A 24,722-nucleotide genomic window follows, 5' to 3' on the forward strand; every position below is an offset into this window, starting at 1 on the left:
CTCCAAAACCTGCTAATCATCGGTTACAAGTAACTGATTTGCTAAAGTTACCCATTGAGAGACGCTGAGATCTTCAGCGCGTACTTGGGGATTTATCTCTAATTGTTCCAGTAAGTGAGTCAGGCGATCGCGTTCTACTACTGGTTGTAAATTATTTCGTAACATTTTCCGCTTGGCACCAAACCCCAATTTCAGCAAGTTCTCGAATTTTCGCGGATCATTTGCAGGTATTTCGATTGCTCTGGGACGCATTCTCACGACTGCGGAATCTACTTTTGGTGGGGGATAAAATGCACTAGCGGGGACTGTACAAATTAACTCACATGCTGCTAAATATTGCACCCTTATACTCAATGCCCCAAAGTTTGTCGTACCGGGTTTAGCATATAACCTGTCGGCAACTTCTTTCTGCACTAATAATACTATTGAATCAAATGGTCGCGGATTCGGATTCGCAATTGTGCCTAAGAGTTTTTCGATTATCGGCCCTGTAATGTTATAAGGTATATTCGCCACTACTTTATTTTGATTTTGAAAGTTAGGAAATGCTGCTACAGTTTCCCCAACATCCAAAGTCAAAAAATCTCCTTGTAACAGCAAGAAATTTTCTTTCTTCCCCAATTGCTTTGCCAATAAATCGCACAAATCGCGGTCAATTTCCACCGCCAATAAAGACTGCACCAAAGGTAATAACCGACGAGTCAGGATACCTGTACCCGGGCCAATCTCCAGGATGCGATCGCTCTGTTGACAATCTGCCGCCTTGACGATTGCCTCTAGAGCCTTCTCACTTTTGAGCCAATGCTGCGCAAAGGCCTTGCGCGGTCGAACCATCTATTTCTCCTTCTATATCTACATTCCAGCCTTTTACCAAAAATTCGTTTCTTACTTTTTTCTTACTTTTTACTCCCCCTTTTTTACCTGTTTTGTCTGTTTATTACTTGACAAATGCACCAAAATCTGATTTAGATGAGCAAAAGATTGGTAAAAATCAGACTTAAACCATTGTCTCTGAAGATGAGACTATTGACTTGGAAACTCTTGCTAAGGTATTATATAGATAATGGAAAAGGTGTGCGCATATAAACTAATTCCTGCTAAAAAATATCTAATTATCAACCAATAGAGTCTGCTTTTCACCTCAAATTAAAAATAGGGAAATTGAGGCGATCGCCATTCAAACCGATTGGACAAGTCCAAGAGCTAGCAAATCAATTTCCGCCAGACAATAATTTAGCGAAATTCTCATTGTGAGCGTTGTATATTACTGAAAGTATTTTCAGCAAATCTGAGATAAACGCGAAAAAAAAACCATGTCAGATACACCCGCAGATAGCATTTGGATAGTCACCGACGACACCCCACAAATAGCCATTCCCGACAACAATCAAAGCGGTAATTTTAGAGGAATTAACCGCAGTGACGAAACCAGAGAAACGACAGGAAGCAAAGGCGTAACAGATGCAGTTCCAGTTTCTGCGCAAAAATTAGAACAAGAAATGACAAAATTTCTGGGAGTAGTAGGACGTTTATTCAATCAAGCAGAACAGCAAACGCAAGTAAAATCGGGAATGCAGTTAGAAGAAATTGAACTTTCCATAGAAATTAGCGGCGAGGGAGAAGTAAAGTTAATTGGTAGCGGTGCAAAAGCTAGCGGGAAAGGCGCAATCAAACTGACATTTAAACGCCAAGCAGCAACATAGGAGCAGATAGCGATCGCACTATGCAAAAATCTTTAGGTAATGTGTAAGAGACTTCCAAGTAAAAAAATATTCCATTGCTATTGTTGTAGGGGCGGGTTTAACCGACGTATCTGTTTTCGACATGAATATCTCACAAAACCCGCCCCTACAGACTGTTAACTGTGAACCGTCAACCGTCAACGTTTAACGGAATAATTTATTTTTTGGAGTTCCCTAAGACAAATGACACGTAAAATACTCCACAGTTTAAATCCAGACAGCTACCAACACCCCTTTGATCGTAAAGCCTTGGCTACACTGCAAAAAATGCCAGGGTTACCACTGCTGCTGAAAAAAATTAATGAGTATGGTATAGATCGTCTGCTGCGACTACAAACACTGGGTAACGAGTTTCGCGTCAACTCCCGTAACTTCCCCAAATTGCACAACGCTTTCATCGAAACATGCAAAATTCTGGACGAACCCGTACCAGATTTATATCTTTATCGAGGTACAGGACATATTTCCACCTATGCGATTGGCGTTGAGAAACCATTAATCGGCGTCAACTTAGAAACCCTGGAATGGTTAGAAGAAGAAGAACTATTATTTGTTTTTGGACATGAAATTGCCAGAATCAAAGGTAAATATTTAACATATCAACAACTGGCAGTAGTCATGCCATTATTGAAAAACGTCATCAGCAGTACCACCCTAGGATTTGGCGGATTAGCCGCTAATGGTATAGAAATTGCATTGTACAACTGGATTATGATGGCGAAACTTACCGCCGATCGCGCGGGATTGTTAGCATGTCAAGATATTAATATTGCGATCGCATCTTTGATGAAATTGGGTGGATTACCAGGTGAATACTTAACACCAGAGGTAATCGAAGACTTTACACAGCAAGCGCGTGAATTTAATTTCCAAGAACTTGAGGGATTAGACCAAGTTACCAAAATATTTAGTTTCATGGCATATCAAATTCCTTGGCATGTTATGCGAGCATCAGAATTATTGAAATGGGTAGAAACTGGCGCATATACTCAATTAATGGAATCAGATCCGGCTCAACCACCACCACAAGAAGCAACAGAAGAGTCAGAAAATGTCAAAGATTGGGACTTCTTAGGTAACTGGTAGTCAAAAACCACCCCTTACGAGACATCGAGTATAATTTAGCTCCATAGGCTAAATTATTCATCAAATTAGGTAAATCGGATGTTGATCGGTGCAGTTCTCCGCAATCGCTACAAAATCATCAAACTTCTGGGAAGCGGTGGGTTTGGAGACACCTATCTAGCTGAAGATTTAGATTTACCGGGAAACCCGAAATGCGTAGTTAAACACCTCAAATCAAACAACCTTAATCCAGCAGTTTTACAAATAGCCAGACGGTTATTTAATAGCGAAGCAGAAACATTATACCGATTAGGCAACCTCCACAACCAAATCCCCAAACTCTTTGCCCACTTTGAAGAAAATAGCGAATTTTATTTAGTCCAAGAATTAGTCGATGGTGAAGACTTAGGTAAAGAAATCGCCCCAGGGAAGCGATTGAGTGAGGGTGAAGTAACTCAGTTATTACAAGAGATTTTAGAAATACTCGCCGTAGTTCATCAGCAAAATATCATTCACCGCGACATCAAACCGCAAAACATCATGCGTCGTCGTCAAGATGGCAAAATTGTCCTGATTGACTTTGGTGCAGTTAAAGAAACTATGGCAGTTAATGCCCAAGGACAAACCAGTGCTACAGTTACTATAGGTACACCAGGCTATATGCCCAGCGAACAAGCCAACGGACAGCCAAAATTATGTAGCGATGTTCATGCTGTGGGGATGTTGGGAATTTACGCCTTAACAGGGATACAACCGCACGAACTCCCAAAAGATCCCATTAATGGCGAAGTTATATGGCGCAATTGGACAAATATTAGCGATCGCCTAGCTAATATTTTAACCAAAATGGTGACTTATCATTTTCGCGATCGCTATTCTACAGCCGCAGAAGTATTACAAGCACTCACACCACCACCACCACCTCCTCCTCCCCCACCACCACCATCACGACGGCGAATCATTCAAACTGTTGGGTTAATGGGTGCGGGATTTGGTTTAGCGATTATTGGTGAACGGTTTTTATTTGGTTCAAAAGAGAATTCTCCACCATCAACACAGAATACAGGTGAACCGAGAACAACTCCGAGAACACCAGCTAGTTCTGTTACCCAGTCTCCCACCTCACAAAATCGCTTACAAACCTTTGAATTTGAAACCGTCAAAGTAGATGCGCAGGGAAACATCACCAACCGTCGCAACCTGAACGCCAAATACTTTGTTGAAGACTTGGGGAATGGTGTCAGCTTAGAAATGGTGGAGATACCAGGGGGAACCTTTACAATGGGTTCGCCAGCAGGGGAAGCAGAACGAGCAAATGATGAAAGTCCACAGCATCGAGTAACAGTCCCTGGCTTCTTCATGGGTAAATATGAAGTCACCCAGGCGCAATATCAAGCAATAATGGGGAATAATCCTTCTAAATTCCCAGGTGAAAACCGACCAGTAGAACAAGTGAGTTGGGATGATGCGGTAGAATTTTGTCAATAATTAATGAAACCTACCGTCGAGCAACTCGAAGCATTTTTTGATTTTTGCGTTCGCACTAGCAATTTATTCCGTGACATAACCCTAGTGAGATTTGATGAACGAAGCAACCGCATCGTGATTTTAATAGGTGAATCTATCCAAATAGAAATTCTTAGTAATGGGGAGAAAATAATAGAATGAGTGACTATTTAAGCCTTAGCGAAGCCGAACTGAGAAAATACGTGATTGCACACCCTGACGATGAAGACGCATTTCAGCACTATATGGAAATTGTTAGAGCCAAACCAGGACGTATAGTAGTCAAAACTACAGAACAATTAATAGAGGAAATAAAAAAAAGAATGGCATCATAACCAAAAATCATCTAGGAATCATCTTTAGACGTAGGTTGGGTTGAACGCAGTAGACGTAGGTTGGGTTGAGGAACGAAACCCAACATTCCCACCCCAACACCAAACGCGGATATTACCTTTAACTACAAAATTTACTCCTTACCAATATCCGCAGCAAAGACAATCTCCTCCCCAGCACCCCACATCACATCATACATACCCTGACGCACCGCACGATGAAAGCTAGAATATTCCCAATCCTTTGGAGCTTGCACCAAACCATGTTTCACCGGATTGTAATGAATATATTCCACATGATTTTTAAAATCTACCTCATCCTTAATCAAATGTTCCCAAAAACGACGCTGCCAAATTGCTCTTTCTTGTTTCTTTTGCTTAGAGCTAGATAAATTTTCTGCTAATAAAGTATCACATTTGCGGCTAAAATAGCTTTTTATCAACCGCCAACGGGTAGAAAAATCGCTATCTTCTGGTGGTAATGTCCAAATACAGTGCAGATGATCTGGTAATACAACACAAGCATCAATAATAAACGGGTGTTGTTTCATCACATCTCGAAAAGCATCTCTCAATAAAACTACATAGCTTGGTATACATAGAAACTTTTTTCTATTATCTGTAACGACTGTAAAAAAGTAAGTTCCACCCGCAATTGTAGCGCGACGATATTGCATTTAATTAATATTCAGAAGCTTAATTTCTCCACCTTAAACCAGTCTAATCCAGGCAAAAACAACCGTCAATTTACCATCAATGTAGGTTGGGTTGAGGCTTTGCGAAACCCAACATTCCCCCCACAACACCAACGCCGATGTTGGGTTTCGTTCCTCAACCCAACCTACGAAGAGATTAATAAAATTATAAAAAAGCTAGGGGACATCCAATTTTTTAAATACCCAATCAATTTGTAGCTAGTAGGTTGGGTTGAGGCTTTGCGAAACCCAACATTCCTCGCATAACACCAAGCGCCGATGTTGGGTTTCGTTCCTCAACCCAACCTACGAAGAGATTAATAAAATTATAAAAAAGCTCTCAAACAACAATTATATTTGCTCCCTCACCCAACTGCGAAACGCTCTCATCGCTGCATTTCTCCCCTCAGTTTTACTCCGCATTAAATATTCAGGAATAACTTGAGTAATAGGTAAATTAGGAAAAATCGCACTAGCAGTAGAGGCTACATATTTACCATTAATCATCACATTAATTTCTAATCTATTACCCTTCCATCGCCATAATTCTGGCACACCTAACACCTCATAATTATTAAACCGCGTCCGGGATGTAATATCAATTTCAATCGCTAAATCAGGCGGCGGCTCGACAGTTAAATCAATTCTATCCTTCCCCCTTACAGCCGCTTCATTTTGAATGTAGAAACAATCATCAGGTTCTACCCCAGCATCCATTTTTTCTCGATCAAAAGTAGTAGATCCTAAACTCCAAAAGTCTATATCGAGTTCTTCTAATATAGCCTTTACCAAATCCCCAATCATCACTTTAGCAACTTCATGTTCTGGTAGTGGAGCCATGATTTCCAACATTCCCTGACTGTAAGATATCCGCGAACTGCGGTTTTCACCCAATTCAGCCAAAATACTTTTGTATGTTGACCAGGATATGTTTTTAATTAATAATTGATGTCCTACAGGTACAATTAGCTGGTTGAGTTTAAGTAACATAACTTGCCTCGCTGGTAAAATTCACCTAACTAGTACCAATTTCATCATACATTGAAAATAGCCGTAGGGTGTGTTATGCCGCAGGCTAACGCACCTTGAAATGTTGACGGAGCATGACTACTATTTTAATCAAATATTTGGCATTATTGACTGTGGTACTTCTTGCTGTGTTACAGAAATCTAAATAACATAAGATAAGCAAAAACAACTGACAATTATCAAGTCAACAACTCACCCAATTGATGCTGAATTAGCAATGCTTTCAACGTAGCATTTTCCGCTTTCAAAGCCTGAGTCTCTGCTTCCAATTCACTAATTCTGGCTTTCAAAGCCTCCTTAGTTGTACCTTGTCGATGAATTACAACTTCTCGATAAATTGCTAAATTAGCATCCTCACTCATCCATCTTTGATAAGTCTTAGTATGCTCTTGCACTGTATGTCCCATATAATCTGCCATTGTTTTGATGGGAACCTGCAAGCGATGTCCGCGAATAGCGTAAGCGTGACGCAATTCGTAAGGACGAAAACCTAAATTAGCCGCTCTAAATCTAATATGCAGTTTTGCAGTTTTATTACTCAGGGTTCCCTCATTGTAAGGAAACTTAATATTTTTTAAATCAAACAATTCTACCCAATGGGGATGTAAAGGCGGAATTCCACAACTACGTTCGCCGGTTTTCGTTCCCTGAGTTAAACTAGGATTTAAATAAACTAAGTGAAAAGTATTATTAGGGTTAATAAAAGCCTCGATATCAACAGCAAATAATTCATGAGGTCTTAAGCCATAACTTGCTAACATACCATAAGCCCATTGCCATTGTTCTGGTAGAGTAAAATTCTCTCTAATAGCATAGGTTGATAAAGCCATTCCCACTTTCGTAAAGCCTTGAATAATCTCTTCATCTGTGGGAACTTTCCGAATAGTTGGTTCCGGTTTAGGAGTAGCATAAGCAGCAATAGTTTTTAAACCATTAATCCCGCAAAATTCACAAAACTTCTTTAATTGCCATACTAAGAAAAATCTACCAGATGTATTAGGTTTAGTTTTTTCCAGGGCTTTCTCTAAAGCAGATAAAGATAAAGGTAAATCTTGAGGTAGCTTTTTCAAATGTCGCCAATAATGAGTTTCCCAAGTACGTATACCTTGGCGATTCTTCTCATGGGTTTTCCAAAATTCCCGCTCATAATCTTGAATCCATTCACCAATGAGCTTGGTAGAACTTTCCTGTTCGGGTAACGCTATCTTCTGCGCCTGTTTACCTAATAATTCTGGCGTCCAACGAAATTGCTTGGTGATTAATAATAAATCTAATTCCCTAGCTTTGACGACTGCCGTTTTTACACCAACATCATTAGCAACAAAACCAAAGGAAATGGTATACTGCTTACTTGGACTCCCATTTTTACCAAGATCCCCCGGTTTACAGGGAAAAGTCCCTTGTAAGCCAATAGTTTTAGCACTAGTCAGCTTAAGTTTCACCTTCACTCTATCCAAACTTAACGCCGAGTTAGCTTGTGCAACAGCGTGTTTGATTCTTAAATATTCACGTTCAGCTTTCACGCCTTCATCAGATGAAGCATGTTTAGCTTTCCATTGTTTCCACTTCGATGGTTCCCATTGGTCGATTCCCACACCATCCCATTCAGCATTACGGAGGTCGTAAGTAGTAGATTCATTGCTAGACATAAGTAATTCTTGCAATTTCTAATTACTGTAAATTTTACGCTTTAAAAGCAGCAATTGCCTTGAAAATAACCGATGACAAACTCAAAAGTAAAGCTAGCTTCAACTAGCGCCAAAGTTAACAAAAGCTATAAAATTATACGGAAATAAACTTAATAACACTGAAGTTAATAACACAACCCAACAAATATAAAATTATGCATACCACAATTGATACAACAAAAAGATATTTCTTAGCATTTATTGCAACCGCGATCGCAACTAGTCTGAGCAGCTGTAATTCTAGTCCCACCGCTAATCAAGACAATATTAGCGAAACACCCGCGCCAACCACAACAGCTGCCATATCATCCCCATCCCCCAGCCAAACCCCCAGTATGGCGCAATTGAGAGCCAAATCAGAGGACGTTCAGACACCCACTCCTACAGAATCCCCTACAGCTACACCCACACCCGCAGAATCTCCCACCACCAGTAACCAAACAACAGATGTCACTTTATATACAAGTGATACTCAATGTCAGCAATTAATTCCCCAAAAAGTACCAGTATCAGCCGATGAGCCTGTAAAAGCTGCGGTAGGTAAAATTTTAGAGAAAAGAGATTCAGGGGATTTTAGCTTATCAAGTTATCGGATTAACGTGAAAAATGGCGTTGCTACCGTTGATTTGCGCGTAGCACCTAACTCAAAACGCCAAATAGCTTCCCTTTCAAGTTGCGAACAATTTGCATTATTTGGTAGTGTCCGCAAAACCCTCACAAGTAACGCTCAATGGAAAATTAAAGATGTGCGTTTTACCGAACGCGGTGAAGAAATTGTATTTTAGTCAGTTGTCAGTTGTCAGTTGTCAGTTGTCAGAAGATTCATTTTTATTGTTCCTTGTGAGCGCATCTCATGGAGTCTCTTGCAAAAATCCTAATTTTCGCCTTCTTCTTTGCACGCCAGTTGCTTCAAGTCGGCAGAGCCGCCCAACGCACTGGCTTGTCTTTGCGTCTTTGCGTGAGCTTTGCTAATGATTAGTCAAAAAAGCCAAAATATTTATACAAGAAGTCTATTCTTGATTGGGATTATGAGACGACAACCATTGTTCAACTAACTCTGTCATAATATCGCTCATTTGTCGCTCACTAGAAACAGCAGCAGCTTTTAATTTTCGATGTAAACTTTTCGGAAGATAAATAGTAGTGCGGATATATTCGGGATTAGTACTTTTGCTTAAAGAAGTAGGTTGAGTCTCAGTTGTTGCTGGATTGTCTCTTTGTTGACGACTGCGAGCCGCATCAATTAAATCATCAAAACGACTAGTTTTTTTCTTATTATTCACAATAAAATCCTCCAGGTTAAAATAATTCGTAATTCGTAATTCGTTATTCGTTTTAATACATCTTTGTCTACAAGTAGCAGATTTTCACTGTGGGTTTAAATCCCCACTGAAAATCTCTTTAATTTTGAATTTTGAATTTTGAATTTTGAATTGTTATTTCCTGACCTACCTCAGCGTAACAGCGCCAAGCAATTTGAGCGTAAGCATCTTTGACAGCATTCACAGGTACACCTTCTAAAGCAGCTCGTTGAAATACAGCTAACCGTCGAATTCCCGATTTAAATATCGGTAGTCCGGCTTTTTCCAAAGCTGCTCTCGCTTCTTCTCCTGCTTTATTGGGATGAGGAGGAATCAGAGTCAGTAAAATGCGATAATTAGTTTTAAATGGCTTGAGAGATTCAACCATTTGCATAGTTGCAGCTAGTGCGATCGCATCTGGAGTCGTAGGTATAACTAACAAATCGCAACCTTGCGCAATAGTTTTTAATTCATCTGGGTTTGGTCTAGCTGGTGTATCAATCACAATATTCTCGTAAAGTTTTGCTAAAAGTATTCCCTGCTTTTCATCCGCAACTTTAAATGGTAAACAACCCCGGTTCGACCAATCCAACGCACTCCGGTTCAAATCACCATCTACTAGCAATGTATCAGCCGTATTTTGTAAGTATGTCGCCAGGTGTAGCGCGGTAGTAGATTTACCTACGCCTCCCTTAAAAGCCGCTACTGTAATAATCATTTTCAATTACTCGCAAACAATCCCAAGATTCTACTGCATATTTAAACATCTAGATGTTAAGTAAACATTCAGATGTTTAGATGTTTATTAAATGTTTGGACATCTAGATGCTTGATTTATGTAATTTACGTATATAAATAGTATGTATACAGGCATTAAGCTTACAAAATATTTTCAGTAAAATGTGAGCAATCAATAAAATATATACATTGACACCTAAGTATAAAGCAAATATTTTAAGAAACTCTTGCTATGTATAGGTTTCAGCAATTTTTAAATAAAGCATAATTTGCAAATCTAAAACAAAATGGTAGGGTTCACCGAAGAGGCAGAGGGGAAGGGGGCAGGGGGAACAAGTCCTTCTGCTGGAATGTGTAACGTCTCGTAGAGAAGCCCCGCCCTTCTAGGGCGTTCTTACAGGGGCGGAGTCTGAGCTTCTGTCTCAGTTTTCCCCCTTAGGAAACTCCAAAAAATAAATTATGCCAAATTGTAGGGGCGGGGTTAACCCGCCCCTACGAGTTGCGGATTTGGTAAGTTAATGATTGGAATATTTTTTTATTTGCAAGTCCCTTACTCCCTGCGCACTGCTCCCCTGCCTCTTTGGTCAGAAGCATAGATAAATTAAATAAAAACTAGAAATACAATATGTATTGCCAATGGAAAAGAGTAAGTTGAGTAAATGAGTAGCTGGGGAATATTTACCAAACAGCCTAAACACCACTCTTTACGGCATCAGAGTTGTACAGTGTGAGCCTAACAGTGGTATATAGATAGATAGACAGGTTGAGCGAAAAAGTCTACAATCTGAACTTATTGCAGTAAATTTACCTATTCGCAATCAACCTAAGCATAGTAAAGATTTTCTAGTGTTTCAGGCTTGATGCTGGAGCGCTCTATTAATATTATGAAAGTCTTTTAGTAGAGGGCAGAAAACCGATGGATGTAAAGCTGATTTTAGTGGGATTAACAGTCGTATTTACAGTTTTGTGCTTGTTTTTTGGCACAAAAAATGGATTTTATGATTCCGATAACTATCACGGCAATGGTTCTGCACATTAAAAGAGGTTTGAAAATCGGCTTTTGACCCTCTGAACTTCGGAAAAGTTAACCAATTTTCCGAACTGGGGCCGGGTTAGGCTATGATATCCTCCCCCATCAAAAAAATCCGCATTTTCAGGGTGAAGGGGCGCAAAATGAAACTTACCCCTAGTTCACAAAACCAAAAACAACCCCTTAATTTTTGGCTTTTGGGATATTTCCATGACGATGAGGTTTAAGGGGAGGAGAACATGAGGGATCGAATTTCGTCGTCCTCTCGTGTTGATGCTGATGAGGGAACTAGCGAACTAGAATGTTTACCTTATAGTGTCCAACACAATGACGAGGGCGTTTGTTTATTGATACGGATGGGGCCGTATCGCATCCTGTTAGATTGTGGTTTGGGGGATATTTCTTCACTGGTGAGGGAGTTAAAAAAATTGGCGCGTCAACGCAATTCCTCCCAACCAGTGGATTTAGTGTTGATTAGTCACGCCCACCCGGATCATGCTAGGGGTTTGCTGGCGCTACATCAGGCTTTTCCCCAGTTAGCTATCTACGCCAGTGAAGTAACCAGCAAGTTGCTATCATTAAACTGGCTAGATAAAGATCCTCAAGAAATTCCTCAATTTTGTCAAGCCTTACCATTGCGATCGCCTGTAGAATTTCATGAAGGTTTAGTAGCAGAATTGTTTCCCGCCGGACATCTTCCAGGGGCGGTGGCGATTATGCTTACCTATACAACTTCGCAGCGTTCCTACAAGTTACTATATACAGGAGACTTTTTCTTATCTAACTCCCGGTTAGTAGAAGGCTTGAGATTAGAAGAATTACGCGGCTTAGAGCTAGATGCTTTAATTATTGAAGGAACTTATGGCACATCACGCCATACCCACCGCCGCAACCAAGAAAATCAACTAGCCGAAAGAATTTATCGTGCAATTAGCGATCGCAGTTCTGTTATACTGCCTACACCCGCATTAGGGTTAGGTCAAGAACTGCTAATGCTATTACGCAGCCATCACCACTTCACAGGTAGAGATTTAGATATTTGGGTAGATGGTGCTGTTGCCAAAGGCTGCGATGCTTATTTAGAACTATTACCCCATCTCCCCCCATCAGTTCAAAACTTCGCCCGTCATCAACCGTTATTTTGGGATGAAAGAGTACGTCCTCGCGTGCGGCGGTTGCAAGCAGAACATCGTCCCCATATCGGGAAGACACCCTGTATAGTTCTTACCGACTCCACAGCCGATTTTAGCCAATATTGTCAGCCAGAAACAGGCCCTTGGTTAATTCTCCTGCCAGAGAAAATAGATATAAAAGTTAAAAAAAAATATTTAGCACCCACCACCATTGAAGGTTATCTCCTCGCCCAACATAGCGATGGCCCTGGGACTACCCAATTAATCCATAATTTACGACCCCAGCATGTCGTTTTTGTCCACGGTAGCCCAGCCTACCTAGCAGATTTAACCAGTTTAGAAGAACTACAAAACCGCTATCATCTTCATTCCCCAGCCGCCGGCATTTTAGTAGAATTGCCCATTGGCGATACATTTATCCAACCCGCCGCCCCAGAAACCAACTACGAAGGCGAACTCACAGAATCCGACAGCATCATCACCATTAGCCTTCCCGACACAATTACCGCCGATCCCCGTTGGCGACAATTTGCCGATACAGGTTTAATCGAAGCCCGTTGGCAAGGAGAAGAATTAGTCTTAAGGGGATTATCCCAGCGAGAACTACTCAACCAAAACAGCGATCGCTACATCTTGACAGATGTAGACTGTTGTGGTAATTGTCGTCATCAACGAGGACAACGTTGTTGGAATCCCAACTCCCCCCTATATAACTTCAAAGTCACCCTTGAAGGTTACTGTCCCGCCTATGAGAGGTTGATGGAAAATGAATAGGGACAAACAATTCAAAATTCAAAATTCAAAATTCAAAATTCAAAATTAAGAATTCTATTTGACCAATGCCCCATGCCCAATGCCCAATGCCCAAAAATCAAGAGTCCAGAGTGGAAATCTTGACCCTGGACTCTCAACTTTCGACTATTTGGAATTATTCAGGATTAGAGTCAGTGTAACGGTTGCGGATACGCTCTGCTTCCGGACAATCTTCGGTCATCAGAGGTTCTACATTACCGCGAGGTACTGACGCTAACTTTTGGGTTACAGCACCAATACTTTCCAGCCGAACCATTTCTTCCCAAGAACAAACTTCATCTTCTTCTTCTGTTTCATAGCGTAGGGTCACTAAATCTCCCTCGATATCAATGATGCGGGCGCGTTCTATCCAGCGTTGCTGGTCCCGCAAGAATACACATACCTCCCGCCCATCGCAACACAATTGATAAATCTTGCGGTGTAGCATGTACTGCTTCTGCCTTTTTAAACAACGTAGTTAAACCTTTCAAAATCTGGGTTATGCCCCAGTGCATAATAACCTTAAGAAGTCAGTTTTACGGTTACGAATAACTAAGTGTTTTGACCCTCACCCAAGATTTGCTCCTATTTGTCAGAATCTCAGGATTTTTAGAGTCATCACCGCCTAGCCATCGCGTGGGTGAAACTAAAACTCCTTCAGGGTAATTCAGCGAATGTATTCTTCGTAGAAGTCATACAATTCGGGATTTGTCCTAACTAGGTTAATCCTTGCTGGTGAGTTATTCCTACCATTATGTAATAATAGATACTCCAATATAAGCATTGGTTGCGGTTGTTTGAGTTGCCTACTTGTAGTCATTGGCATTGCTGGGAAGTCCGGGAACTCGGCTGTACTTTTACCCCTATGTATTTGATCTTAACTCATTCTTTGGCTGTCCTGAATGGTTTTAAACAATAACAAGCCAAGAGTTTTTAAGTTGAGGGTTATTTGACTGATGTGACAAGTCCCGTTTAGGAGCGACTACGCAACGCCAAAGTCAACTTTTGTAGGGGTATCAGCAAGATTTGTTCTTTAAGGGAAATTCCATGAGTACTGTAGAGGATGCTTCTCGCTTAATTTGACCAGCACGAACCGCTTCATATAACTCGGTTAAAGCTAGCAAATCGTCAGACTGATAACACTTCGTTGCTAGAACTTGGTGCAGTAGACCCTCTGATTCAACACTCAGACATCCAGTTTGGAAAGCAGATTCAACAATTGTGCGAATCATGTTGATTAGGGCTTAGTAAGCAATTTGTTACCTCCAGTATGGAATAATCCCTAATTTCCCAAACTGATATAAAACAGCGCCCATAGTGATTATAATTACCTGATTCTGTGATCTCTATCATCGATAAAACCCATACTATCTGACCACTGAATCGCCTTGATTTTAATACAGTTGAGAAATAAACCAGCCATAGTTTTCTACAAACGAAATGAAAATCAGACTAATGAATATGATAATCAAATATACATGATTTTTCAGTAAATGCCGATAGCAAGATAGTGAATTAATTCTCCAGAGGAATAATAATATACAAGTAACTAAGGGAAAAACTGGCGGAAATCCTCATCGCGATCGCTTAAATTTACCCAATCGAGATTTAAATACCGTAATTTTTGCACCAAGCGATCGCAAGCTGGGCGTTCGGTGGCATAATGACCAGCATCAATTAAAATCAAATTGCGATCGCGACTTTCCTGAAATTGATGAAATTTACAATCAGAAGTTAGATAAGCCGTAGCACCAGTCTTGACAACCGCCGAAATATAACTAGCGCCAGAACCGCCTAATACAGCAATGCGCGAAATTTCTTGTTGTAAATCAGCAGATGGGGAAACCAGCAAATTCTTGGGAGCAAGACGACTGTGGATAACTGCCAATAAATCCTTTAAAGTCATTACAGGCTCGATTGTGCCTACTCGACCATATCCTAAGCCATTTTGGGTAGGGACAATGGGCGTTGCATCCTTCAATTCTAAAATTTGCGCCAAAACATCAGCCGTCCCATCCTGTACCTGGTCAAAATTCGTATGGGCGCTGTAGATGCCGATATTGTGGAGAAAAGCTAACCGTACCATATCCGCGATCGCTTCACCAACGCGGAAAGATTTGGGAGGGGCAAAAATCAGGGGATGATGGGCAAAAATCAGATTAGCATGAGATGCGATCGCTTCTTCCATCACCGCCAAAGTCGGCGTTAAACACACCAAAACCCTAGCTGATTCCTGTAAAATCCCCGGCTCCACCTGCCAACCACAATTATCCCAGCTTTCACACCAAGCCGGATTTGCCCAATCTTCAAACCACGTAATTAAGTCAGCAATTTTCATGAAATTTTAGTAGCTCCCAAGCGGGCTAACTATTTTATGCCTAATTAAGCGCCAAGAAAACTGTGGCTTAAGTAATATTTAATGATTGCTAAATCCAGCAAAAGTTCTAACCAGAGATATGGACAACCAACTCTCTGACATGACTGCGCTGACGATGTTCCCAAACATAAATACCTTGCCAAGTTCCAAGTACCAAATGACCGCGATTAATCGGAATATGTTCGGAAGTGTGGGTAAGCGCTGAACGGATATGAGCCGGCATATCATCAGGACCTTCCGCATCATGAATATACTGGCCTGATTCTGGTACAAGTTTCGCCATAAAATTAGCCAAATCCACCAGCACATCGGGGTCAGCATTTTCTTGAATCACTAAACTAGCGGAAGTGTGGCGTAAGAATAGAGTACAAAGACCAGTTTCCACCCCCGACTCGGCAACAATCGCTTCAATTTTTGAGGTGATATTTTGAAAAGACTTGCCAGTAGTGGAAACTCTGAGTAGCTTTTGGTAATGAGTCATCTGCAATGAGTTAAAAGTCCACTGAGCGTCAGAATACGCTTGCTGATTGAGAATATATCACACAACTTGGCAAGAAGTAGTCTGCCAAGCAAAGTTTCAAGGATTCTTCGCGAGCTGATTGAACAGATTAAGGGGGAGCATCCCAATTTTGCAAATGTTTTTATTATTTGAAAATTTTTGTGCATAATTAATAATTTTAAATGTGGCGATCCTAGCTCTTAGGTTGGGTTGAGGAACGTAGACGCGGAGCGGCTTCCCGTAGGGTAACCCAACATTGATAACCGATATTTCACCACAAAACTATCAAAGAATTCATCACTATAATTAAATATACAAATTTTTCTACATCATCAATATCCGCCTCAATTATTGATAATATTGTTAATTTAGCAAGTAGTTTGAAGCAAGAAGTAAGTTATGGATGTTGAAGAATTCTTCAATCGGTTGAATGCTGGAGAGATTGACTTTGTAGGAATTAACTTGAAAGGTGCTTGCTTAATCAGGTCTGATCTGAGAGATATCAACCTTAGTCAATCTGACCTGAGAAATGCCGACTTGACTGATGTAGATTTAGCTCGTGTCAACTTGATGGGTGCTAATCTCAGCGGTGCTATTTTGCTGAATGCCAATTTGGAATACGCTATTTTGAAAGGGGCTGATCTGAGCGGTGCTGATTTGGAATGTGCCAATTTCGAGGGTGCTGACCTCACTAACGCCAATCTCAGAAATGCAATTAACCAGAGCGTTCGTGATGCCATTCTCTGTAATACCATCTTGTCAAATGGAAGAATTTGTAATGATGGTTGTGGACGGGAATGAATAATTTTGATATGAAGTGCGATCGCTCCTAGCTCATAGCTAAAATTTAATTAGAAATCCAGATGACTGAGGAAATAGAAAGAGCCGATAATGATTCACCGTGGAAAGAAATATTAGAAGCATACTTTCCCCAAGCCATGCATTTTTTCTTCCCAGAAACCGCCAGATTAATTAATTGGGAACGTCCCCATGAATTTTTAGATAAAGAATTTCAGCAAATAGCCCGTGATGCTGAACAAGGCAGAAGATACGCCGATAAATTAGTCAAAGTTTGGCAAATACAAGGAGAAGAAATTTGGCTGTTAATTCATGTAGAAATTCAAGCCAAATCAGAAGATAATTTTGCCCAAAGAATGTTTTCTTATAACCTGCGGATATTTGACAAATTTGGTAAACCAGCAATTAGCTTGGCGATTTTGTGCGATGCTGACCCAAATTGGCGACCAAATCAATACAGTTACAATTATCCCGATACCAAGCTAAATTTTGAATTTGGCACCATCAAACTTCTCGATTATCAAAACAGATGGACAGAATTAGAAGCCAGCGATAACCCATTTGCAACGGTTGTCATGGCACATTTGAAGACACAGCAGACAAGTAAAAAACCAGGAGAACGCAAAACTTGGAAATTCAGTTTAATTCGGCGATTATACGAACAAGGACTGCAAGAAAAAGATATTCGTAACCTCTACCGATTTATCGACTGGGTTATGATTTTACCAAAAGCATTGGAAGCGGAGTTTTGGCAAGAATTTAAGCAATTTGAACAGGAGCGAACTATGAGCTATGTAACCACAGGTGAACGTATTGGCTACGAACGAGGAAAACAAGAAGGTGAGCAAAGTCTTGTGCTACGTCAAATAAAAAAACGGGTGGGAGAGTTAGCGCCAGAAGTTCAAGAACGCATTCAATCGCTTTCCCTAGTGCAATTAGAAGCACTGGGCGAGGCTTTGTTAGATTTTTCAGGACTAGAGGATTTACTTAGCTGGTTAAAATCAAATATTACTGAGTAGTTGTAGCCAGTCGTGTTTGCAGAAGAAAACCCAACATTTATATTATTTTGTTGGGTTTTCTAGCCCCTAAGCCCCTAAATTTATTTTTTCACCACTTGTAAACGCTGAGTTATCATTGTCATGCCATCTCCCCGTAAAATTACGGCAGAAAGCCATTGACTACCAGGAGTAGAGGGAGCGCGTCCGACTTTAAACAAGCCGCCAGAATTGAGTAATTCTAAATCTACAGGTGTGGGGTTGAGATATTTATCTGCTTGAATAGGTTCTTCTATGGCTGTTCCTAAGAGGAATTCATCACCTAGTGGTTCTTGGACGATCGCATCAAAATTATATTGCTGTCCAACTCTCACTTGTTGTGGTAACTTAACATCAACTTGCGGTGGTTTGCTACCAGAAGTGAGTAAAGTCCGTTCGGTCAAAATATCTTGACGGACGATTTTGCCACCTGAGATGCGCTGACGGGACTTAATTGTGGCATTCAGCGCCATATTATTACTGTTAGCAGAAGGTAAGCCACTGATATTAGTGACTGTTTCCGCGACAATGACATTCCCTTCAGTGCGCCAAGATTGCAACTGAGTAGTGTATCTTAATTTGGGATATCGCTTCCAGAGGTCAATTAAGGCTTTTTCTAGGGTTTGGCGATTTAAACCGTCGCCATGAGTAAAATTAGGGCTGTAGAATTCGATTACCTTTTTTACATCACCTTGGTTGGCGGCTGCATCAATTTGTGTTAACAAATTCGTTAATTGAGCAGGTGCGTTTTGGGCGTATTGCTCGGCGGCTAGTTGTTGGGATATGGGTTTTTTGGCTGGTTGTAAGTTGCGTGGCGTACTAGCTTGACTAGATTGCCAAGTACTTGCAATGCTCACTGTCAGTATGGATAAAATTAGCCAGATGCTAGCGGGGAATTTGCGGTAGCGTTTCAGTAATAAGGTAATAATCTTAGTCATTGGCAAGAGTTTACTGATTTTACTTGATAAGGTAGGAAATTGTTTTATCTTAGTGAAGCTAAACAATAAATGGTAGAGGTTTAATGGTAGAAGAAGCACCGATTAGATTATTAGTAGCAGCCAGTGGGACTGGCGGACATCTATTTCCGGCGATCGCTCTGGCAGAAAAACTGCCAGAATATGATATTCAGTGGTTGGGCGTACCCAATCGCTTAGAAACTCAGCTGGTTCCTCAGCAGTATCAATTGCATACTATTGCAGTTGAGGGGTTTCAGCAAGGTTTTGGTATTTCCTCTCTTCCTATTTTAGGTAAACTGCTGAGTTCGGTTCTCAAAGTTAGACGCATCCTCAAGCAGGGAAAATTTCAAGGCGTATTTACCACTGGCGGTTATATTGCAGGCCCGGCGGTGATTGCGGCGCGTTCTTTAGGAATTCCCGTAGTTTTTCACGAATCTAACGCTTTACCGGGAAAAGTAACGCGGTTTTTTGGCCCTTGGTGTCATGCTGTGGCTATAGGCTTTGAAGCGGCTGCCCAGTATTTACCCCGTGCTAAAAGTATATATGTGGGTACGCCAGTGCGATCGCAATTTTTAGATGACAATCATCATGCATCCCTAGATTTACCCATTCCTGATGGAGTTCCCTTAATTATTGTCTTTGGTGGTAGCCAAGGCGCAGTGGCGGTAAATAAGTTAGTTCGCACCGCCGCACCAGCTTGGTTTGATACTGGCGCTTATGTTGTGCATTTAACTGGCGAGAACGATCCAGAAGCGGAGAGTTTAAAACATCCCCAGTATATAGCTTTGCCCTTTTATAACAATATGGCGGCATTGTTGCGGCGAGCAAATTTAGCTATTAGCCGTTCTGGTGCGGGTAGTTTAACAGAGTTGGCGGTGTGTGGAACACCAGCGATTTTGATTCCTTACCCCTTTGCCGCCGAAGACCATCAAACCTATAATGCTAAGGTCTTTACGCAAGCAGGCGCAGCTTTAGCCTTTAAACAATCGGAGTTAACCCCGGAAATTTTGCAAACTCAAGTTTTAAACTTGTTGAACTCCCCCACAGAGTTAGCGAAAATGGGAGAGAAAGCAAAAGCGATCGCTATTCCCGATAGTGCAGATAAATTGGCACAATTAGTCCGGGAAGTAGTCGAGAGATAGACAGAAGTTGCTCAGGGATTTCCGACTAAAAATATCCCATTCCTGTGTAAGCACAGTCAGCAGAGTTAGAAGCATCTCATATTTATCTTCACTCTCCAAACTGGATAATTTAATTGCTGGAATTCCCTAAACAAACCTATCTTTGTTTCTCGCTAAATTTATAAAATTTGATATTTTTGCTTAATTTTATATTATGCTTTTTGGAGAAAAAGCTAAATTTTGACTATTAAAGCAGATTGTCAGTTTGTGAGGTACAGATAATCGTTGATTGTAGGGGCACTGGCACTGCCATGCCCCAAAGCGCATACCTCATTTACCTGCAATATGCTGTAAATCAGGTTTATTTAAAAATTTTGGTGCTACTTTTAATTGATGCATACATAAATTTATTATAATAATAATTTAAATAGCTTTACGGCACATCAATATATTCTAGAGGGCATGGCAGTGCTATGCCCCTACCATCTTTCATATTCTTCTTTTAAATTGGGATAAAAACACATTTTGATAGGGAATGATTGTATATTATACCAATTAAAAAAATGATTGCGACAGATGCACAGCCCCAAACCCTTGTTGTGTTTGGTTTCTTAATTTTGAATTTTGCGGAAAGTCTGAGCGGAGGTTTCCTCCGATCAGAACTTTCCAAGAGAGAATTTTGAATTTTGAATTGGTATTATTTTTCGCCTAATCTGGTAAATAAATTTGCGAAACTGATTGCGCATCAATGTCAACCGTAAATTACCATATTATTAATGATTATTAATACCATAGTCCCAAATTATCAATATTATTCCTGATGAAGATGACAATTTGATTCATCTGCCGATATGCTGAATTTATAACGAGTTCTCATTTAGAGCAAATCAGAATGTTGATAGGTAGGGTTATGCAGAGGTTGACTTATAGTCCTCTAGTTATTACATTTTTCCTAGCAGTAGCAGGGCAATCAGCCATCGCTAAAAGCACGATAAATCATGCTCAAATGGGGATCAACTATGTCCAGATATCTCCAGATTCTACCGCAGAGCAGGCTATAAAAGTTGCTCAAAGTTCTAGTGAAATTGACGAGAAAGCAGCTGTAAAGTTAATTGAGAAACTACCACAAGTTAAACGCAAAGCCAGAGAAATTGAACGCCTGTCTCGTGGAACTATTCGCGTAGCAACGATGCTTGAGAGTTCACCAACGCCAGAGACACCTTACTACACAATTCGTGTAGTAGAGAATCATGTAGACCACGTTGATACAATTTATCTATTCCGCGTCTTAAATCCTGGTGGTGAAATCCGAGTTTACGATATTCTCACAGATGATTATATTCCATTGCCAAATTGGAAACCTAACGGAAGATAGGGTTTAGGGACTAGGGACTAGGAAGAGAGATGTTGATGGTTGGTGTGAGTGTAATTCTCTTTTCAAGGCTAGTATTTTGATGGGTGAAAATCTACATAGCAATGCCCAGCCAAATCATGATATGGTTGGCATTGCCAAATCTACAAAATTATTGAGCAAAAATAATTCTCAAATGACTGAAAATAAGCCCTTAAGTCCTTGGAATTATAAACCTTGGTGGTGTCAGCCTTGGTCTATTCTCCTCACAGGTGTAACTATCATTAGTGGTAGTTGGTTAATTTTTAAAACTATTTGGTTAACGGTGCTGATTTCTCTCCCGATATTAATTTGGATGGGGTTCTTTTTATTAATTTGGCCGCAGCTAATTATGCGTAACGGGATTTTAGATTCATATCAAAATAACAATCTCGAAAAATAATTATAAATCATTGAGGATTCCTTCTTCCCTGTTCCCTGTTTCCTGTTCCCTTCCTACGCCAATAATTTCAGGTATATTAACTTTTGACTCTTAGCTAATTTAAAGTAACCCTGACTACAAAGCAATTTAATACAAAGCATTACTTGAGTTAGACGTTCCCAAAATTATTAATAATTAATCTTTTGGTTGTGCGGTCGAATTTCTGATTCGCGGACTTCTCTTGCTGAGAAAAACAGAGATATTTTTTCAGTGATTTATATCTCACAAAAATAGGAATGTTCCGTTTACCGCACTTTTCCAATGTAATTACTAAATGCTATTAGAGGTTTCTCTATGCAGAAAGCCAACGATCAACAATCTTACTTCCGTAGATACCTTTCTCTCGCACCTGTGCTGGCGGTTTTAACTATATCAATCGCCTTCTCTACCTGGGCTATTTTTAACTTCGTTTTCCCAGATTTGCTATTCCATCCTATGCCATAAGGGGAGATAATTCGGATTGGGCGATCGCACTTTACATGCGATCGCATCACTCATGCTGATTATTTAATTTCTTGCATACTTTTGACAATTTTTGTTACCAAATTTCTGGGTGTAAATCTCACCAGTTCCGCCAGTAATTTATTTTTTAACCCAGGAATAGCCACAGTTTTACCAGCCATTAACGCCTGATAACCGATTTTAGCCACTGTTTTTGCATCCATCATATTATTATTTTCTACCTGTCTAGCACCAGCAATTCCCGTTCTTTCATGAAAAGCTGATTGTGTAGGGCCTGGACATAACGCTGTGACAGTTACACCAGTACCTTCTAATTCACTAGCTAGTGCTTGAGAAAATGATAAAATATAGGCTTTAGTTGCAAAATAAACAGCCATTAAAGGGCCTGGTTGAAAAGCCGCAGCCGAAGACAGATTTAAGACTTTTCCCTTACCTTGTTTTACCATATCTTTCAGGAATAATTTAGTTAAATGAGTGAGACAAACTAAATTTACTTGCAGCATTTCTAATTCAGTATTTAAGTTTGTCTCATTAAATAACCCATGAATCCCAAATCCCGCATTATTTACCAGCACATCAACTTGAATTACTTCTTGTTGTAATTCCGTAAAAATCTCTTCTGGTGATGTTTGAATAGATAAATCTTTGACAATAGGCTTCACAAAAATGCCAAATTGTTCTCGAAATTTATCGGCTACTTCAGCTAATTTATGAGCAATTCTATCTACTAATACCAAATTGTAGCCATTCATCGCAAAAATATAAGCTAATTCGTAGCCGATACCATTAGCCGCGCCAGTAATTAGAGCCGTTTGTTTACGGTTTTTTGGGATTGTTGTATTCATATGACAAAATATAGAAATTTTACTTGATAGGGCTTTTAGGCATTTTGAGTAATCGACCTCGGAACAAATTAGATTAGTTAATGGTCGTTACTTGTTTAAATACTTGCTTGATGCTTTTTAGCTCAATGACTGTCGTTTTATCGGAATTTAACGCAATACTTAACTTTAAGTTAAATTTTTAGCTCCTGAGTCATCAACGCTAGTAATTACGCCAGCCTATTTTGAATATACTTTGCTGAATATTAAGCAGTTGTAGTTATCAGAACAAACTGGGAAAATTATAAAGTTATAACTTATCAATCACGAGTTTATCTAATACCAAAGTTGTATTCTCAAAATCCGTAGGCTGATTTTTTATCATTCTCCAGTGAATCTCTACAGAAATGCGCTACAATAGCCTATTTATTTGGATGATGATAGTTAAAGTTTGGTTTTTATATCTACATATTTGGGAAAAAATCATGTAAGACAACTGTGATATTATTAATAAGTAGATATCAGGATATATCAGCAATATAAAAATTTAATTGTTATTTTGATGACCATAAAAAACCTCCTAAACAGGTGGTGCTTAAGAGGAGAAAATAAGCTGTTTTTTGATAAATACGCTATTAATTAACCACTTGAGAACCGTGGCTGCGGGGGTCATCTTGACTAGTAGTTGGTGTAACTGGTGCGGAAAATTTAGAAACCTTGCCACTAGTTTGGGCATAAGGTAAAGGAGAATTACTTAGTAAAGCATCCAAATTACTAGCCATGACGGTACGCGGTTGATCGCCAATAGCCTGAGCGATCGCTTCCCCATCCTTACCCAAAAAGACAAAATGGGGAATTCCATCTACCCGATATTTCAACATTTCCGGCAGCCATTTGGTATTATCAACATTCAGCATGACAAAATTTAGCTTGTCAGCATATTGCTGTTCTAACTCAGCTATATCTGGAGCCATTTTTTGACAGACAGTACACCAATCAGCGTAAAATTCCACCAGTGTGGGTTTACCGTTAGCGATCGCAACTTCTAAGGGTGTAGAGGACTCGCCTAACTTGGAGAGAGAAGCTGTAGTTGTTTCAGTTCGCAATCCTAAAACTAAAGCAACGCTAAGAGCGATCGCGACTATAGCGACTAAGAAATTTCTCACGCGCCCGCCTACAATTGATTCAGGCTTGGCGGGAGAATTAACAGGTGAATCTGGTGTCATAACAGAATTATTAAAACATATTAAGCAGGATCATCTTCAGTTTAGCGGAAGGGGATAGGGGCTAGGGGACAAGGAGAATAATTGTACAGACGCGATTCATCGCGTCTCTGATAACTGACAACTGAACAAATCCATGAAAAAACGAGTTACTTTAACATTTCCCAAACGCGCTGTACAAATGCCGGTAACCTATAGACTGGCAAAAGAGTTTAACGTAGCTGCTAATATTATCCGTGCCCAAGTTGCACCTAATCAAATAGGTAAATTAGTCGTAGAACTATCGGGAGATATCGATCAGCTAGATGCGGCGATTGAATGGATGCGATCGCAAAATATCAATGTCTCTCACACCTTGGGCGAAATTATCATTGATGAAGATACTTGTGTCCATTGTGGTTTGTGTACTGGGGTATGTCCCACAGAAGCGCTGACTCTGCATCCAGAGACATACAAATTAACATTCACGCGATCGCGCTGCATTGTCTGCGAACAGTGTATTCCTACCTGTCCTGTCCAAGCAATCTCTACTAATCTTTGAATTGTCA

Annotated in this window: 28 protein-coding genes and 1 pseudogene; 16 read left to right on the forward strand and 13 right to left on the reverse strand. The window is 40.2% G+C overall.

Features of this window, described 5'->3' with window-relative positions; genetic code table 11:
* Positions 1 to 12: 12 nt before the first annotated feature.
* Positions 13 to 834 (reverse strand): 16S rRNA (adenine(1518)-N(6)/adenine(1519)-N(6))-dimethyltransferase RsmA, encoded by an 822-nt coding sequence (gene rsmA / locus H6G08_RS03045; protein WP_190538819.1) that lies wholly within the window; start codon positions 832 to 834, stop codon positions 13 to 15.
* Positions 835 to 1,313: 479 nt separating this feature from the next.
* Here rsmA and H6G08_RS03050 point away from each other — a divergent pair, with 479 nt between their 5' ends.
* The 5 genes and pseudogenes from H6G08_RS03050 to H6G08_RS03070 all read left to right on the forward strand — a co-directional run bounded on the left by H6G08_RS03050 (position 1,314) and on the right by H6G08_RS03070 (position 4,648).
* Entirely contained in the window at positions 1,314 to 1,703 is a 390-nt protein-coding gene (locus H6G08_RS03050; protein ID WP_190538820.1) for a Pepco domain-containing protein, read from the forward strand.
* Between the two features lie 222 nt (positions 1,704 to 1,925).
* Complete coding sequence (locus H6G08_RS03055; protein ID WP_190538821.1) at positions 1,926 to 2,828, forward strand: M48 family metallopeptidase; 903 nt, start codon at positions 1,926 to 1,928, stop codon at positions 2,826 to 2,828.
* A 78-nt stretch (positions 2,829 to 2,906) separates the two neighbouring features.
* Positions 2,907 to 4,292, forward strand: a pseudogene (locus H6G08_RS03060) (bifunctional serine/threonine-protein kinase/formylglycine-generating enzyme family protein); the annotation flags it as partial.
* A gap of 6 nt (positions 4,293 to 4,298) precedes the next feature.
* Positions 4,299 to 4,475: a DUF6888 family protein gene (locus tag H6G08_RS03065; RefSeq protein ID WP_190538823.1), complete on the forward strand. Its 177-nt coding sequence runs from the start codon at positions 4,299 to 4,301 to the stop codon at positions 4,473 to 4,475.
* Positions 4,472 to 4,648 carry a DUF6887 family protein gene (locus H6G08_RS03070; RefSeq protein WP_190538824.1) on the forward strand — a complete coding sequence of 59 codons (177 nt, stop codon included), beginning with the start codon at positions 4,472 to 4,474 and terminating at the stop codon, positions 4,646 to 4,648. Before H6G08_RS03065 ends, H6G08_RS03070 begins: the two co-directional genes overlap by 4 nt.
* Positions 4,649 to 4,779: 131 nt before the next feature.
* On the opposite strand, the gene H6G08_RS03075 is transcribed toward H6G08_RS03070, so the two are convergent.
* The 3 genes from H6G08_RS03075 to H6G08_RS03085 form a co-directional block, all read right to left on the reverse strand.
* Complete coding sequence (locus H6G08_RS03075; RefSeq protein WP_190538825.1) at positions 4,780 to 5,322, reverse strand: REP-associated tyrosine transposase; 543 nt, start codon at positions 5,320 to 5,322, stop codon at positions 4,780 to 4,782.
* 369 nt (positions 5,323 to 5,691) lie between these two features.
* Positions 5,692 to 6,330, reverse strand: coding sequence for a Uma2 family endonuclease (locus H6G08_RS03080; protein ID WP_190538826.1), 639 nt, complete (start codon positions 6,328 to 6,330; stop codon positions 5,692 to 5,694).
* A gap of 218 nt (positions 6,331 to 6,548) precedes the next feature.
* Positions 6,549 to 8,018: an integrase gene (locus tag H6G08_RS03085; RefSeq protein ID WP_190538827.1), complete on the reverse strand. Its 1,470-nt coding sequence runs from the start codon at positions 8,016 to 8,018 to the stop codon at positions 6,549 to 6,551.
* Between the two features lie 194 nt (positions 8,019 to 8,212).
* Here H6G08_RS03085 and H6G08_RS03090 point away from each other — a divergent pair, with 194 nt between their 5' ends.
* Together H6G08_RS03090 and H6G08_RS38035 are read left to right on the forward strand one after the other, a co-directional pair.
* Positions 8,213 to 8,842 (forward strand): GerMN domain-containing protein, encoded by a 630-nt coding sequence (locus tag H6G08_RS03090; RefSeq protein WP_190538828.1) that lies wholly within the window; start codon positions 8,213 to 8,215, stop codon positions 8,840 to 8,842.
* Positions 8,843 to 8,910: 68 nt separating this feature from the next.
* Positions 8,911 to 9,036: a hypothetical protein gene (locus H6G08_RS38035; RefSeq protein WP_277877793.1), complete on the forward strand. Its 126-nt coding sequence runs from the start codon at positions 8,911 to 8,913 to the stop codon at positions 9,034 to 9,036.
* Between the two features lie 31 nt (positions 9,037 to 9,067).
* Here the strand turns inward: H6G08_RS38035 and H6G08_RS03095 are convergent, their stop codons facing one another.
* Together H6G08_RS03095 and H6G08_RS03100 are read right to left on the reverse strand one after the other, a co-directional pair.
* A complete protein-coding gene (locus H6G08_RS03095; protein WP_190538829.1) occupies positions 9,068 to 9,340 on the reverse strand; it encodes an RH3 domain-containing protein in 273 nt (90 codons plus the stop codon).
* Between the two features lie 118 nt (positions 9,341 to 9,458).
* Complete coding sequence (locus H6G08_RS03100) at positions 9,459 to 10,076, reverse strand: ParA family protein (RefSeq protein ID WP_190538830.1); 618 nt, start codon at positions 10,074 to 10,076, stop codon at positions 9,459 to 9,461.
* Between the two features lie 936 nt (positions 10,077 to 11,012).
* On the opposite strand from H6G08_RS03100, the gene H6G08_RS38040 reads away from it, so the two are divergent.
* Complete coding sequence (locus H6G08_RS38040) at positions 11,013 to 11,135, forward strand: DUF8629 family protein (protein ID WP_096577909.1); 123 nt, start codon at positions 11,013 to 11,015, stop codon at positions 11,133 to 11,135.
* A 230-nt stretch (positions 11,136 to 11,365) separates the two neighbouring features.
* Entirely contained in the window at positions 11,366 to 13,033 is a 1,668-nt protein-coding gene (locus tag H6G08_RS03105; protein ID WP_190538831.1) for an MBL fold metallo-hydrolase, read from the forward strand.
* A 154-nt stretch (positions 13,034 to 13,187) separates the two neighbouring features.
* On the opposite strand, the gene H6G08_RS03110 is transcribed toward H6G08_RS03105, so the two are convergent.
* The 4 genes from H6G08_RS03110 to H6G08_RS03125 form a co-directional block, all read right to left on the reverse strand.
* A complete protein-coding gene (locus tag H6G08_RS03110) occupies positions 13,188 to 13,499 on the reverse strand; it encodes a DUF6679 family protein (RefSeq protein ID WP_086765716.1) in 312 nt (103 codons plus the stop codon).
* A 568-nt stretch (positions 13,500 to 14,067) separates the two neighbouring features.
* On the reverse strand, positions 14,068 to 14,283 hold the full coding sequence (locus H6G08_RS03115; RefSeq protein ID WP_190538832.1) for a hypothetical protein: 216 nt from the start codon (positions 14,281 to 14,283) through the stop codon (positions 14,068 to 14,070).
* 317 nt (positions 14,284 to 14,600) lie between these two features.
* Positions 14,601 to 15,389 (reverse strand): Nif3-like dinuclear metal center hexameric protein, encoded by a 789-nt coding sequence (locus tag H6G08_RS03120; protein WP_190538833.1) that lies wholly within the window; start codon positions 15,387 to 15,389, stop codon positions 14,601 to 14,603.
* Between the two features lie 106 nt (positions 15,390 to 15,495).
* The gene (locus tag H6G08_RS03125; RefSeq protein WP_190538834.1) at positions 15,496 to 15,909 is read right to left on the reverse strand and encodes a secondary thiamine-phosphate synthase enzyme YjbQ; all 414 of its coding nucleotides are present in this window, start codon (positions 15,907 to 15,909) and stop codon (positions 15,496 to 15,498) included.
* 417 nt (positions 15,910 to 16,326) lie between these two features.
* Between H6G08_RS03125 and H6G08_RS03130 the strand changes: the two genes are divergently transcribed.
* The gene (locus H6G08_RS03130) at positions 16,327 to 16,728 is read left to right on the forward strand and encodes a pentapeptide repeat-containing protein (RefSeq protein ID WP_190538835.1); all 402 of its coding nucleotides are present in this window, start codon (positions 16,327 to 16,329) and stop codon (positions 16,726 to 16,728) included.
* Between the two features lie 62 nt (positions 16,729 to 16,790).
* The gene (locus H6G08_RS03135; protein WP_190538836.1) at positions 16,791 to 17,744 is read left to right on the forward strand and encodes a DUF4351 domain-containing protein; all 954 of its coding nucleotides are present in this window, start codon (positions 16,791 to 16,793) and stop codon (positions 17,742 to 17,744) included.
* A gap of 80 nt (positions 17,745 to 17,824) precedes the next feature.
* Here H6G08_RS03135 and H6G08_RS03140 read toward each other — a convergent pair whose 3' ends face one another.
* On the reverse strand, positions 17,825 to 18,697 hold the full coding sequence (locus H6G08_RS03140) for a DUF8623 domain-containing protein (RefSeq protein ID WP_190538837.1): 873 nt from the start codon (positions 18,695 to 18,697) through the stop codon (positions 17,825 to 17,827).
* 83 nt (positions 18,698 to 18,780) lie between these two features.
* Between H6G08_RS03140 and murG the strand changes: the two genes are divergently transcribed.
* From murG to H6G08_RS03160, 4 genes are all read left to right on the forward strand, one after another.
* Positions 18,781 to 19,857, forward strand: coding sequence for an undecaprenyldiphospho-muramoylpentapeptide beta-N-acetylglucosaminyltransferase (gene murG, locus H6G08_RS03145; RefSeq protein ID WP_190538838.1), 1,077 nt, complete (start codon positions 18,781 to 18,783; stop codon positions 19,855 to 19,857).
* 871 nt (positions 19,858 to 20,728) lie between these two features.
* Positions 20,729 to 21,211, forward strand: coding sequence for a hypothetical protein (locus tag H6G08_RS03150; RefSeq protein WP_242046046.1), 483 nt, complete (start codon positions 20,729 to 20,731; stop codon positions 21,209 to 21,211).
* 172 nt (positions 21,212 to 21,383) lie between these two features.
* Positions 21,384 to 21,629 (forward strand): DUF6737 family protein, encoded by a 246-nt coding sequence (locus H6G08_RS03155; RefSeq protein WP_190538839.1) that lies wholly within the window; start codon positions 21,384 to 21,386, stop codon positions 21,627 to 21,629.
* 333 nt (positions 21,630 to 21,962) lie between these two features.
* Positions 21,963 to 22,112 carry a PsaJ protein gene (locus H6G08_RS03160; RefSeq protein WP_190538840.1) on the forward strand — a complete coding sequence of 50 codons (150 nt, stop codon included), beginning with the start codon at positions 21,963 to 21,965 and terminating at the stop codon, positions 22,110 to 22,112.
* A gap of 59 nt (positions 22,113 to 22,171) precedes the next feature.
* Here H6G08_RS03160 and H6G08_RS03165 read toward each other — a convergent pair whose 3' ends face one another.
* Together H6G08_RS03165 and H6G08_RS03170 are read right to left on the reverse strand one after the other, a co-directional pair.
* Complete coding sequence (locus H6G08_RS03165; RefSeq protein ID WP_190538841.1) at positions 22,172 to 22,975, reverse strand: SDR family NAD(P)-dependent oxidoreductase; 804 nt, start codon at positions 22,973 to 22,975, stop codon at positions 22,172 to 22,174.
* Between the two features lie 611 nt (positions 22,976 to 23,586).
* Positions 23,587 to 24,177, reverse strand: coding sequence for a thioredoxin family protein (locus H6G08_RS03170; RefSeq protein WP_190538842.1), 591 nt, complete (start codon positions 24,175 to 24,177; stop codon positions 23,587 to 23,589).
* A gap of 133 nt (positions 24,178 to 24,310) precedes the next feature.
* On the opposite strand from H6G08_RS03170, the gene H6G08_RS03175 reads away from it, so the two are divergent.
* Complete coding sequence (locus H6G08_RS03175; protein ID WP_096641900.1) at positions 24,311 to 24,715, forward strand: NIL domain-containing protein; 405 nt, start codon at positions 24,311 to 24,313, stop codon at positions 24,713 to 24,715.
* Positions 24,716 to 24,722 lie beyond the last annotated feature (7 nt).

Source organism: Calothrix anomala FACHB-343 (assembly GCF_014696435.1).
GTDB classification, from domain to species: domain Bacteria; phylum Cyanobacteriota; class Cyanobacteriia; order Cyanobacteriales; family Nostocaceae; genus Aulosira; species Aulosira anomala_A.

Bases quoted from the DNA above. Each gene is read 5' to 3' on its own strand.
- H6G08_RS03065 (WP_190538823.1), top strand. From the start codon at position 4,299: ATGAAACCTACCGTCGAGCAACTCGAAGCATTTTTTGATTTTTGCGTT.
- H6G08_RS03085 (WP_190538827.1), bottom strand. From the start codon at position 8,018: ATGTCTAGCAATGAATCTACTACTTACGACCTCCGTAATGCTGAATGG.
- H6G08_RS03105 (WP_190538831.1), top strand. From the start codon at position 11,366: ATGAGGGATCGAATTTCGTCGTCCTCTCGTGTTGATGCTGATGAGGGA.
- H6G08_RS03140 (WP_190538837.1), bottom strand. From the start codon at position 18,697: ATGACTAAGATTATTACCTTATTACTGAAACGCTACCGCAAATTCCCC.
- H6G08_RS03150 (WP_242046046.1), top strand. From the start codon at position 20,729: ATGTTGATAGGTAGGGTTATGCAGAGGTTGACTTATAGTCCTCTAGTT.
- rsmA (WP_190538819.1), bottom strand. From the start codon at position 834: ATGGTTCGACCGCGCAAGGCCTTTGCGCAGCATTGGCTCAAAAGTGAG.
- H6G08_RS03070 (WP_190538824.1), top strand. From the start codon at position 4,472: ATGAGTGACTATTTAAGCCTTAGCGAAGCCGAACTGAGAAAATACGTG.
- H6G08_RS03075 (WP_190538825.1), bottom strand. From the start codon at position 5,322: ATGCAATATCGTCGCGCTACAATTGCGGGTGGAACTTACTTTTTTACA.
- H6G08_RS38035 (WP_277877793.1), top strand. From the start codon at position 8,911: ATGGAGTCTCTTGCAAAAATCCTAATTTTCGCCTTCTTCTTTGCACGC.
- H6G08_RS03090 (WP_190538828.1), top strand. From the start codon at position 8,213: ATGCATACCACAATTGATACAACAAAAAGATATTTCTTAGCATTTATT.
- H6G08_RS03120 (WP_190538833.1), bottom strand. From the start codon at position 15,389: ATGAAAATTGCTGACTTAATTACGTGGTTTGAAGATTGGGCAAATCCG.
- H6G08_RS03135 (WP_190538836.1), top strand. From the start codon at position 16,791: ATGACTGAGGAAATAGAAAGAGCCGATAATGATTCACCGTGGAAAGAA.
- H6G08_RS03155 (WP_190538839.1), top strand. From the start codon at position 21,384: ATGACTGAAAATAAGCCCTTAAGTCCTTGGAATTATAAACCTTGGTGG.
- H6G08_RS38040 (WP_096577909.1), top strand. From the start codon at position 11,013: ATGGATGTAAAGCTGATTTTAGTGGGATTAACAGTCGTATTTACAGTT.
- H6G08_RS03050 (WP_190538820.1), top strand. From the start codon at position 1,314: ATGTCAGATACACCCGCAGATAGCATTTGGATAGTCACCGACGACACC.
- H6G08_RS03175 (WP_096641900.1), top strand. From the start codon at position 24,311: ATGAAAAAACGAGTTACTTTAACATTTCCCAAACGCGCTGTACAAATG.
- H6G08_RS03165 (WP_190538841.1), bottom strand. From the start codon at position 22,975: ATGAATACAACAATCCCAAAAAACCGTAAACAAACGGCTCTAATTACT.
- H6G08_RS03160 (WP_190538840.1), top strand. From the start codon at position 21,963: ATGCAGAAAGCCAACGATCAACAATCTTACTTCCGTAGATACCTTTCT.
- H6G08_RS03100 (WP_190538830.1), bottom strand. From the start codon at position 10,076: ATGATTATTACAGTAGCGGCTTTTAAGGGAGGCGTAGGTAAATCTACT.
- H6G08_RS03170 (WP_190538842.1), bottom strand. From the start codon at position 24,177: ATGACACCAGATTCACCTGTTAATTCTCCCGCCAAGCCTGAATCAATT.
- H6G08_RS03055 (WP_190538821.1), top strand. From the start codon at position 1,926: ATGACACGTAAAATACTCCACAGTTTAAATCCAGACAGCTACCAACAC.
- H6G08_RS03125 (WP_190538834.1), bottom strand. From the start codon at position 15,909: ATGACTCATTACCAAAAGCTACTCAGAGTTTCCACTACTGGCAAGTCT.
- H6G08_RS03110 (WP_086765716.1), bottom strand. From the start codon at position 13,499: ATGCTACACCGCAAGATTTATCAATTGTGTTGCGATGGGCGGGAGGTA.
- murG (WP_190538838.1), top strand. From the start codon at position 18,781: ATGGTAGAAGAAGCACCGATTAGATTATTAGTAGCAGCCAGTGGGACT.
- H6G08_RS03080 (WP_190538826.1), bottom strand. From the start codon at position 6,330: ATGTTACTTAAACTCAACCAGCTAATTGTACCTGTAGGACATCAATTA.
- H6G08_RS03115 (WP_190538832.1), bottom strand. From the start codon at position 14,283: ATGATTCGCACAATTGTTGAATCTGCTTTCCAAACTGGATGTCTGAGT.
- H6G08_RS03130 (WP_190538835.1), top strand. From the start codon at position 16,327: ATGGATGTTGAAGAATTCTTCAATCGGTTGAATGCTGGAGAGATTGAC.